Raw genomic sequence first — 10,624 nt, 5'->3', positions numbered from 1 at the left:
GCCGCCCAGTCCCGCGCCGCCGCGCGGCCGGCCGCGGGAGCCGCGTCCGCCGCGGCCGAGACCGCCGCGCGCAGCGCGTCCGCGTCGGGCTCGCCCCGGAGGAGCGCGGCCAGGGCGTCGAAGGCGGCCTGCGGGCCGGCCGGGACGACGAGGCGGGGCGTCGCGACGGGCACGACCGCGAGGAGCGCCGGCGCGGGCGCCCAACCCGAGGCGGTCACGGCGTCGCGCAGGGCCTCGGCGGGCGGAAGGGGGGAGGGAAGCGCGGCGGAAACGGCCCGGATCCTCGGAGCGACGGCGGCGAGGGCGGGGGAGGCCCCTTGGAATGCGAGCGCCAAGGAGAGGGCGCACGCCGTGAGCCGGCGCGTCGTCCCGGGACGGGATTCTCGGCGAGAGGGGTATCCCATTGGACCTAAGCGTAGGCTCCAAAGACCTATATCCACAAGGAGCCTGGGGCCTATACTAGCATGGGCCGTTCGGCCCCGTCAAGTGCCTGATGTTAAGTCCTCGCTCACCGTCGGCAGATTAATCTTTAAAGCCTGGCACCATGTGTCGGATGTGTTAATATCCCCGAACTTATCCACCTATTCACACGCGCCCCGCGTACGTCTCAAAACGGCCCGCCGGAGCAGGGCTCAGCCCGTCGCGGACCGTTGGGCCTACGACGGCGTTCCGGTTTAAGTCCGGCTCATAATAATGCTAAACTCGGCCCGATGGAAACCCCGTCCACCGCCGATCCGGTCGAGCGCCTCTGGAAAACGGCGCGCTACCTGCCGCAGACCGTGCGTCTGCTCGGGACGCGCTACCGGACGCTCTTCCTCGCCCACGCCCAGCGCTGCCGCCCGCGCGGGCCGGCCGCCGTCGTCGCCGACGCCCTGGCGTTCGCGGATTATCTCTCCAAGCAGGAGCGCGTCGGGCTCCTCGCGCCGGAACGCACCGCGCTGCGCCGCGACGCGCGCGCGCTGCGCCGCCGCTTCCGCCTGCGCCGCGACGGCGACGAGGTCGAGGCGATCGAGAAGTGGAAGATACTGCAATGGCTGAGGCTCTGACCATGGCCCATCAAGGCACGACGGAATCCGGCTACCGCACCAAGCCCCTGCTCGACTTCGTGACGCGCACGATGTCCCGGGAGCGCGCCGCGCTGCGCGAGATCCGGGAGACGACCGAGGCGAAAGGCCTGCCCGCGATCAGCGTCGGACCCGACGAGGGCCGCCTGCTCCATTTCCTCGTCTCCGCCTGCGGCGCGAGGAAGATCGTCGAGGTCGGGACGCTCGCCGGCTACTCGGCGTGCTGGATGGCCGACGCCCTGCCGCAAGGCGGGATGCTCCACACGATCGAGTACGAGCCCAAGCACGCGAAGGTCGCGAAGGAGAACGTCGCGCTCGCGGGCCTGACGGCGAAGGTGACCGTCCACACTGGCCCGGGCATGACCGTGCTCCCGACGCTCGAGAAGCACGGCCCTTTCGACCTCGTGTTCATCGACGCGGACAAGACCGGCTACGGCGACTACGCGCGCTGGGCCGCGAAAAACGTCCGCTCCGGCGGCTTCGTGATCTGCGACAACGCCTACCTGTTCGGGAACCTCCACCGCGACGACCTCGCGGCGGACCACGAGGACAAGCCGAAGGTCGCGCCGATGCGCGCCGCGTTATCGATGCTGGCGGACGAGGCCTTGTTCGCGTCCTGCGCGATGATCCCCACCGGCGAGGGCATGGCCGTCGCCGTCCGGCGCTGAGCATGCCCGTCGCGACGCGGAAAGGCTCCGCGCAGGTCCGGAAGGTCGAGGACCCCGCCGACGCCGAGCGCGATCACGGCTGGAACGTCGTCCTCTTCAACTGCGACTGCCACACGTTCGACCAGGTGGAGGGGATCCTCCTCAAAGCCGTGCGCTGCTCCCTCTCCCAGGCCCGCGCCTTCTCCTGGGAGGTGCACTCGAAAGGCTCCGCCGTCGTCTATCAGGGCGCCCTCGAACGCTGCGAGGCCGTCGCCGACGTCATCGCCTCCATCGGCCTCCAGGTCAAGCTCTCCCAATAACGCGACGACGCGGGGTCCGACCCCTTTTTTGCTAGATTATCGGGAATGAAGGCGAGCGAGGCGTCGCTGAAGCTGCCGCACCGGCCGCTGGGCAAGACCGGGCTGTCGATCTCCGAGATCGGCTTCGGGGGCTGGGGCATCGGCAAGTCCATGTGGGGCCCGACGGACGACCATGAGTCCATGGCCGCCCTGCACGCCGCCCTCGACTCGGGCATCAACTACTTCGACACGGCCTACGCCTACGGGCACGGGCACTCCGAGCGGCTCATCGCGCGCCTCTTCAAGGAAGCGGGCCGCCGCGCCGTCGTCTCCACCAAGGTGCCGCCGAAGAACATGGAGTGGCCCGGCCATCCCCGCTCCCGGCTGGCGCTCGTGTTCCCGCCGGACTGGGTGCGCCTCAGCGTCGAGAGGTCCCTGCGCAACCTCGGCACGGACGGCGTCGACCTCTACCAGTTCCACGTCTGGCACGACTCCTGGCTGAAGGACCCGATGTGGCCGGCACTCGCCGCGGAGATGGCGAAGCTCAAGGCCGAGGGGAAGGTCCGCAACTGGGGCGTCTCGATCAACAACGACGACCCCGAGTCCGCGATCGAGCTCGTCTCGACCGGCCTCGTCGGCGTCGTGCAGGTCCTCTTCAACATGTTCGACCAGCGCGCGGCCGACAAGCTCCTTCCCTTGTGCCGGGAAAAGGGCGTCGGCGTGATCGTGCGCTGCCCGTTCGACGAGGGCAGCCTGACCGGGATGCTGACGCCGGAGACCCGCTTCGCGCCCGAGGACTTCCGCTCGCATTATTTCGGCGGGGAGCGCCTGGCGGAGACCTGCCGCCGCGCCGACCAGCTCGCGCGCGTCGTCATAGGCCCCAAGGCGGAGACGCTCGCGGCGGCCGCGCTCAAGTACTGCCTGAGCTTCGACTCGGTCACGACCGTGATCCCGGGCATGCGCCGCGTCTCCCACGTCACCTTCAACGCCCGCGCCTGCGACGGCAACTACTTCGACGCGGCCGAGCTGGCCGCGATCGCCAAGCACCGCTGGATCCGCGACTACTACCTTTAGAAGGCGCATTTAGCCTTGAATTTGTAACACGTTCCCGGTACTCTCCTCATGTTGATGCCCTCACGATCGCTCGCGACGACCCTCGCGGCCCTCGTCTTTTTGGCTCCGCCCCTGCTGGCGGCCGATAAAGGCGCGGCCCGCCGTCTTCTGATCGAGGGCGACGCGCTGTACCGCCGCGGCGACTTCAAGGACGCGATGCGCTCCGTCAACGAGGCGCTGCTGGCCGACGCGCGCAACGGCGACGCCTACGAGCTGCGCGCGCGCCTGTGGCACGCGGCCGGCGACCTGACCCGGCAGAAGGCGGACGCGGCGAAGGCGCTCGAGCTCCTCGGCGTCGGCACCGGCTCGCTGGCGGTCGACGAGCTCGTCGCGCAGGGCGGGGCGCAGTTGCTCCTCGGCCGCGTCGACAAGGCGCTGGAGAGCTTCAACGCCGCGCTGAAGGCCGACCAGAAGACGCCGAAGGCGCTGTACGCCCGCTCCCGGGTGTGGCGAGAGAAGGGGGACTGGGCCAAGTGCCTGGCCGACCTGAACGACGCCCTCAAGCTCGAGCCCAAGACGGCGCTGTGGCTGTTCTCCCGGGGACGCACCTACTACGACAAGGGCGACGACGCGAAGGCGGTGGCGGAGCTGACCGCGGCGCTGCGCTCCAACAAGAATTTCACGATGGCGTTCGCGCTCGTCGGCTCGGCGATGGCGCGGCAGGGCGACCTCAAGCGCGCGGCGAAGGCCTACGACCGTGCGATCTCGATCGATCCGGAGTACTCGTACGCGTACCTCGGCCGGGCCGCGCTGAAGCTGCGCAAGGGCGACGAGGCCGGCGCGCTGAAGGATTTCGAGGAGGCCGTCCGCGCCGACGCGCAGGATTACGCGCCCTACTTCAACCGGGGCGAGCTGCATTGGCGCGGCGGGAGACGCGAGCAGGCGCTCTCGGACTACCGCAACGCGATGACCTCGGCGAAGCTCACGCCCGAGGCCGCGGTCGCGATCGGCGACCGCTACCAGTCGCTGCAGCTCTGGAAGGACGCCGTCGCCTCCTACGGGCGCGCCTACGACCTCGGGTCCGGCGTCCCGGCGCTGAGCCGCCGCGCGCGCGTCTTCGAGGCCGACAAGGACCTCAAGAAGGCGCTCGCCGACCTCGACGCGGCCGTCAAGCTCGAGCCGGAGAACGCGCAGGTGATCGCCGCGCGCGGAGGGCTGCTCGCCCGCATGGGCCAGGACGCCCACGCGCTGCAGGACCTCACCCGCGCCGTGCGGCTGGACCCCGTCGACCCCGAGATCCTGGTCGCGCGAGCGAGCTTCTACGCCCGCGTCGACAAGCCGTCGCTGGCCCTCGAGGACTTCACGAAGGCGATCAGCGCCGACGGGAAGCACGCCGAGGCCTACAACGGGCGCGGCGCGCTGTACGCCAACGCCCTCAAGGAGCCGGAGAAGGCGCTGCAGGACGTGATGAAAGCCGTCGCGCTCAAGCCGCGCGAGCCCGGCTACCATTACAACCTCGGCTCCCTGCGCCTGCGCAACCGCCTGTACCTGAAGGCGATCGACTCCTTCAACACCGCCCTCGCGCTGAAGGGACCCGCCGCGCGCGTCCTCGAGCGCCGCGCCGACGCCGAGTTCCAGATCGGCGACCATTCCGCCGCCATGCGCGACATCGAGGCCGCCCTCGAGAAGGACCCGCGCAACGCCTCGATCTACGACACCCTCGGCCACATCCGCCTGCGCCAGCGGGACTACGAGCAGGCCGTGCGCGACCTCAGCCAGGCGCTGCAGCTCGACAACAAGCTCGCGGGCGCCTACCAGCACCGGGGGCTCGCCTACGCCTCTCTGAACCAGCTGAAGGCGGCGACGGCCGATTTCAAGAAGGCACTCGAGCTCGAGCCTCGCTCGAAGGACACCTGGACCCACCTCTGCCAGGCGCGCCGCCTCGCGAAGGACCCGCGCGAGGCGCTGAAGTACTGCGAGCGCGCCATCGAGATCGACAGTCAGCACGGCCCCGCCTATCTGCAGCGCGCGCTCGCGAAGTTCGCGCTGAAGCAGTACCCCCGCGCGATCGAGGACATCGACACCGCCTGGGCGCTCGGCACGCGCCGCGCCGAGGGCCTGATCGCGAAGTCCATCTCCCACGCCGCCGCGCGCCAGTACAAGGAGGCGCACCGCGCGTATCTCCAGGCCGTCGGCATGGACGCCTACGTCCGCAGCCCCCACATCGGCTTCTCCGCCGGCCATCCCGAGGGGGACGACTTCCTCTCCGCGATCGTCGACCTCGACGCCCAGATGATCAAGGACCTCGGCGACCCGTACGTGTTCATCCTGCGCGCCGACTCGCTCCACAACTCCGAGCAGTTCGACAAGGCCGTGCTCGAGTACACGAAGGCGATGGAGATCGACGGCTCGATCGCCGACGCCTACGTGGGCCGCGGCGTCGCGCTGACCGCGCAGGACGCCCTCGAGGCCGCCCAGCAGGACCTGATCCGGGCGCTCGAGCTCGAGCCCAACGACGCGGGCGCGCGCGTGAAGCTGGCGATCGTGCTGACGATGCGCCGCAACTACCGGGCCGCCCTCGGCGAATTAGGAAAAGCTTTGCAAGTCGACCCAAAAAACGCCGAGGCCTACCTGCGCGCCGGCAACGTCCACTACTTCCTCAAGGATTACCCGAAGGCCCTCGAGAACTACTCGCTGGCGGTGAAGAACGACCCGCTCGACCCGAACGCCCTCAACGGCCTCGGCCTCGGCTACTTCGCGCTGAAGCGCCAGGACGAGGCGCTCGAGGCCTTCTCGCGCGCGATCGCCGCGAACTCCCTGATCGACCGCTTCTACCGCAACCGCGCCTCGGTGTGGACCGCCTCCCAGAAGTTCGGCAACGCCGCGGGCGACTTCAAGACCGCGAGCATGGTCAACACCGACCCCACCGTCATCGACGAGTACAAGCGGCTGATCGAGGAATCCGAATCCCGATCGGCCAAAGGAAAGTCGTCTTAGCGGGATTCGGATCCGGGCCCGGGGCGTTCTCGTTCGGCGGGACCGCCAAGCGGCCTACATGGACTTGTCATAAAAGCGACGCGCCGCCGACATTTGGTAATATCAGCGGAGTGCACGACATCTCCGAGCTGTTCGGCAAAGGGCGCCCGCTCTTCTCGTTCGAATTCTTCCTGCCCAAGGCGCCGGAGGACCTCGACAAGTTCATCGCGGACGTCAAGGAGCTCAAGGGCCTCGATCCGGACTACGTCTCCCTGACCTACGGCGCGGGCGGCTCCGGACGGGGCCGCACCGTCGAGGCCGCGGGCCGCATCCAGAACGAGACGGGCCTCACGACGGTCTGCCACCTGACCTGCATCGCGCACACGCGCGACGAGATCACCGCCGTGCTCGCCCGCCTGGAGGTCCTCGGCATCCGCCACCTCGTCGCGCTCCGCGGGGACGCGCCGAAGGACCAGCCCGTGGCGCCGCCCGGAGAGCGGGACTTCGGCTACGCCTCCGACCTCGTCGCCTTCGTCAAGAAGCGGGGGGGCTTCAAGATGGCCGTCGCCGGCTACCCCGAGACCCACCCGGAGGCGAAGTCGCCCGAGGACGACCTCGCCCGCTTCGCGCGGAAATGCGGCGAGGGCGCGGACTGGGCGCTGACCCAGCTCTTCTTCGACAACAAGGACTACTTCGCGTTCGTCGCGCGCGCGCGCGCGGCCGGGGTGACCGCGCCGATCGTGCCGGGCATCATGCCCGTCACCGCGTACGCCCAGCTCAAGCGGTTCCAGTCGATGTGCGGCGCCAAGATCCCCCACGAGCTCGAGGAGCGCATGGCCAAGGTCCAAGGCGACGCCGAGGCCGTCCTCCGCGAGGGCGTCGAGTGGGGCGCCCGGCAGTGCCGCGAGCTGCTCGACCGAGGCGCGCCCGGGATCCATTTCTACACCCTGAACCGCTCGCACTCGACCTCCGAGATCCTGGGGCGTCTCCGGCGCCGATGAGGGCCGCCGGCCTCACTGCGGCCGCGGTCCTGCTCGCCCTTCCCGCCGCCGCCCACGAATCCCCGGGGTACCCGTCCGAGGCCCCCGGGGCGAACATCGCCGAGATCCGGATCGAGCGCGTCAACGTGTTCGATCCGACGGTCCCCGGCGAGGACTGGTGGCCGTTCCGCCTCGCCAACAAGATCCACTACCCGACGCGAGAGTCCGTCATCCGGCGCGAGCTCCTGTTCGCGCCCGGCGAGGTCTGGGACCCGCTGCTGGTCATCCAGTCCGAACGCAACCTGCGCGCGAACGGGTCCTTCCGCCGCGTGGACATCATCCCGGTCAAGCGGCCCGGCGGGGAGGTCGACGCGGTCGTGCGCAGCCAGGACAGCTGGACCACGAACCCGCGCTTCGCGGCGGGCACGGAGGGCGGGGAGAGCTTCTTCGGCGTCGGCCTCGAGGAAGGCAACATCCTCGGCTACGGCAAGAGCCTCGCCTTCGACTACGGGCGCACCGGCAGAAAGACCACGAGCTCCTACAGCTACGGCGACCCGCGCTTCATGGGCACGCGCCTGGCGCTGAACGCCGGGTACTCCCGCGGCACCGCGGGCGACGCCGGCATCGCGTCGCTGACGAGCCCCTTCTACTCGCTCGACTCGCCGCGCGCCTCGGCGGTCTCCTGGCAGCGCTCGGTGTCGGAGAGATCCGTCTACCGGGACGCGGAGGAGTACACCGAGTTCCGCGTGCGCCGCCGCGTCGTCGAGGGCTCTCTCGGCCGGAGGCTCGAGGCGGACAAGATCTTCGTCCAGCGCGTCGAGGGCGGCTGGTACAGCGACCGGGCGCAGTACGAGAGCATGAGCGGCGCCGCGCCGGGGACCGTCCCCGGCACTTTGCCCGACAACCGGGAGCTGTCGGGCCCGACGATCGGCTACTCGTGGGTCCAGCCCGACTACATCAAGGAGAACTACATCGACCGGATGGAGCGCGTCGAGGACTTCAACCTCGGCAACGAGCTCTCCGCCCGCGCCGGCTGGATGTCGGCCAAGACGGGCTCCGACCGCGACCGCGTCATCTTCAGCGCCTCGAACCAGCAGGGCGTGAGCTTCGCCCCCGGCCGCTTCGCGATCGGACGGGTGGCCCTGACCGGGCGGACCGTTGCCGGGCGCTGGGAGAACTCTCTGGCGAACGCGGACCTCAACTTCTTCTGGAAGACGAACTGGCGCGGGGACCACACCTTGGTCGGGCATCTCGAGGGCGCCTTCGGGAAGTACCTCGACCGGGACAACGCGATCGCGCTCGGCGGCAGCACGGGCCTGCGCGGCTACAAGAACAACAGCTTCGTCGGCGGCCAGGCCGTGCTCGTGAACTTCGAGGACCGCTTCTTCTTCCCCGGCGAGTTCTTCCATCTCGTGCGCCTGGGCGCGGCCGTCTTCGTGGACAGCGGCGTCGTCGGCCGCGAGGGCGACGACCTCACGCTGCGGAACATCAAGTCCGACATCGGCATGGGCCTGCGCGCGGCCTCGACGCGCTCGCGCAGCGGCGGCGTGGGCCGCGTCGACGTCGCCTACGCGCTCAACCGCGGCCCCGGCGGCGGCTCCCGCTGGGTCATCTCGATCAAGGGCGGCCAGGCCTTCAACCTGTTCAACAGCGCCGCCCGCGGCGTCGAGCCCAGCCCTCCCTCGCGCCTCAACTGACCTCTCCCGTCCGCCCGATTTTGCTACGATAGCCCCCCATATGAGGAATAAGCTGCTCCTCGCGGCCGCCTGCCTCGCCTCCACGGCCTGCGGCTCCATCGACCGGTACGCCGTGCGCACGACCGCCTCCATGCTCGAGCGAGGGCGCAAGGCCGCCCTGGAGGAGCCCGATTACCAGCTGGGCCGCGACGCCGTCGCCTCCCAGCTCAAGCTGATCGAGGCGATGCTCGTCTCCGACCCCGGCAACGTCACCCTGCGCCGCCTCGTCGCCGAGGGCTTCGGCGGCTACGCCTTCCTGTTCGTCGAGGACGCCGAGCCGGAGCGCGCGAAGGGGCTGTACCTGCGCGCGCGCGACCACGCGCTGGCCGCGCTCGGGCAGAAGGCGGTCTTCCGGGGCCTGAAGGACAAGAGCATCGAGGACCTCGAGAAGGCGCTGAAGTGGGCGAAGAAGGAGGACGTGCCCGACCTGTTCTGGGCCGGCTTCGGCTGGGGGGGGTTCGTCAACCTCTCCAAGGACGACTCCGCCGCCCTCGCCGACCTGCCCAAGGTCACCTTGCTGATGAAGCGCGTCTACGAGCTCGATCCGGCCTTCCATTTCGGCGGGGCCGACCTGTTCTTCGGCGTCTATTACGCCTCGCGGCCGCCGATGCTCGGCGGCGACACGGCCAAGGCCAGGACCCATTTCGAGTGGGCGCACAAGATCACGCGCGGGAACTACCTGATGACGCACGTCCTCAACGCGCGCTGGTACGCGGTGGCGACGCAGGACCGGGAGCTGTTCAAGCAGCTCCTCGCGAAGGTCCTCGAGTCTCCCGCGGGCGTGCTGCCCGACGCTCGCCTCACGGACGAGGCCGCGAAGAAGAAGGCCGCTCAGCTCATGGAGAAGATCGATGATTTCTTTTAGATCCCTGGCTCTGACTTTCATCTTGGCGGCGCCCGCGGCGGCGCAGACCACGGTGATCAAGTTCGCGACGCTCGCCCCGGACGGCTCCACCTGGATGAAGGTGCTGACCGAGCTGTCGAAGGACCTCGAGAAGGAGACCGCGGGCAAGCTCAAGTTCAAGTTCTACGCCGGCGGCGTCTCCGGAGACGAGAAGGACGTGGTCAAGAAGATCCGCATCGGGCAGCTGCACGCCGCGGGCTTCACCGGCGTGGGCCTGGGCGACATCGCCCCCGAGACGCGGCTGCTCGACGCCCCGTGGCTGTTCCGCTCCCGCTCCGAGCTCGAGGCGGTGCGCGCGAAGCACGCCAAGGAGCTCAACGCCGCCGTCGAGAAGGGGGGCTTCGTCCTGCTCGGCTGGACCGACCTCGGCTCGGTGTTCGTGTTCACCAAGAACCCGATCGGCTCGCCCGACGACATGAAGAAGGAGAAGATGTGGGTCTGGGAGGGCGACCCCATCGCGCAGGCGGCCTACAAGGCCCTCGGGGTCAACCCGGTGCCGCTGTCCATCGTGGACGTCATGCAGTCCCTGCAGACCGGCATGATCAACGGCGTGTACGGCCCGCCGCTGGGCGTCGTCGCGCTGCAGTGGCACTCGAAGGTCAAGCACATCTACCCGGTGCCGATCGCGGAGTCCACGGGCGCGGTGCTCGTCTCCAAGAGGTTCTACGACGCGCTGCCCGCCGACCAGAAGAAGACTCTGTCCGACCTGTCGGCCAAGCACCTCAAGCGTCTCAACGACCTCACCAACGCCGAGAACGACAAGGCCCTCGAGGCGCTGAAGAAGCAGGGCCTCGACCTCGCCCCGGACCCCGGCCCCGCGACGCGCCGCCGGTACGAGGAGCTGGGCGCGGCCGCGCGCAGGGAGCTCGCCGGGAAGCTGTTCTCCGCCGAGCTGCTCGGGAAGTTCGAGAAGGAGCTCGCCGCCCTCCGTGCGCGATCAGCTAAGAAAAGCTGAGGCGAGTCTC

10 protein-coding genes are annotated in these 10,624 nt (G+C 69.5%); 9 read left to right on the top strand and 1 reads right to left on the bottom strand.

Annotation, left to right across the window (positions count from 1 at the left end):
* Positions 1-404: hypothetical protein (locus HYV14_02630; GenBank protein ID MBI2384889.1), on the bottom strand; the 404-nt coding region annotated here is incomplete at its 3' end.
* A gap of 306 nt (positions 405-710) precedes the next feature.
* Here HYV14_02630 and HYV14_02625 point away from each other — a divergent pair.
* The 9 genes from HYV14_02625 (at position 711) to dctP (ending at position 10,614) form a co-directional block, all read left to right on the top strand.
* Positions 711-1,046, top strand: coding sequence for a hypothetical protein (locus tag HYV14_02625; GenBank protein ID MBI2384888.1), 336 nt, complete (start codon positions 711-713; stop codon positions 1,044-1,046).
* Entirely contained in the window at positions 1,031-1,732 is a 702-nt protein-coding gene (locus HYV14_02620; protein MBI2384887.1) for an O-methyltransferase, read from the top strand. Before HYV14_02625 ends, HYV14_02620 begins: the two co-directional genes overlap by 16 nt.
* A 2-nt stretch (positions 1,733-1,734) precedes the next feature.
* A complete protein-coding gene (locus tag HYV14_02615; protein MBI2384886.1) occupies positions 1,735-2,031 on the top strand; it encodes an ATP-dependent Clp protease adaptor ClpS in 297 nt (98 codons plus the stop codon).
* A 72-nt stretch (positions 2,032-2,103) separates the two neighbouring features.
* Entirely contained in the window at positions 2,104-3,084 is a 981-nt protein-coding gene (locus HYV14_02610; GenBank protein ID MBI2384885.1) for an aldo/keto reductase, read from the top strand.
* Positions 3,085-3,138: 54 nt separating this feature from the next.
* The gene (locus HYV14_02605; protein MBI2384884.1) at positions 3,139-6,060 is read left to right on the top strand and encodes a tetratricopeptide repeat protein; all 2,922 of its coding nucleotides are present in this window, start codon (positions 3,139-3,141) and stop codon (positions 6,058-6,060) included.
* Between the two features lie 119 nt (positions 6,061-6,179).
* The gene (metF, locus tag HYV14_02600; protein MBI2384883.1) at positions 6,180-7,040 is read left to right on the top strand and encodes a methylenetetrahydrofolate reductase [NAD(P)H]; all 861 of its coding nucleotides are present in this window, start codon (positions 6,180-6,182) and stop codon (positions 7,038-7,040) included.
* Entirely contained in the window at positions 7,037-8,716 is a 1,680-nt protein-coding gene (locus HYV14_02595) for a BamA/TamA family outer membrane protein (GenBank protein ID MBI2384882.1), read from the top strand. The genes metF and HYV14_02595 overlap by 4 nt, the downstream gene beginning before the upstream one ends.
* A 40-nt stretch (positions 8,717-8,756) precedes the next feature.
* On the top strand, positions 8,757-9,620 hold the full coding sequence (locus HYV14_02590; protein MBI2384881.1) for a hypothetical protein: 864 nt from the start codon (positions 8,757-8,759) through the stop codon (positions 9,618-9,620).
* Positions 9,607-10,614, top strand: a complete 1,008-nt coding sequence (gene dctP / locus HYV14_02585; protein MBI2384880.1) for a TRAP transporter substrate-binding protein DctP — start codon at positions 9,607-9,609, stop codon at positions 10,612-10,614. Before HYV14_02590 ends, dctP begins: the two co-directional genes overlap by 14 nt.
* Positions 10,615-10,624 lie beyond the last annotated feature (10 nt).

This window comes from Elusimicrobiota bacterium, assembly GCA_016182905.1.
Classification (GTDB): domain Bacteria; phylum Elusimicrobiota; class Elusimicrobia; order UBA1565; family UBA9628; genus GWA2-66-18.
The sequence above is the reverse complement of the archived record's forward strand: the minus strand, read 5'-3'. Positions and strand labels throughout refer to the sequence as shown.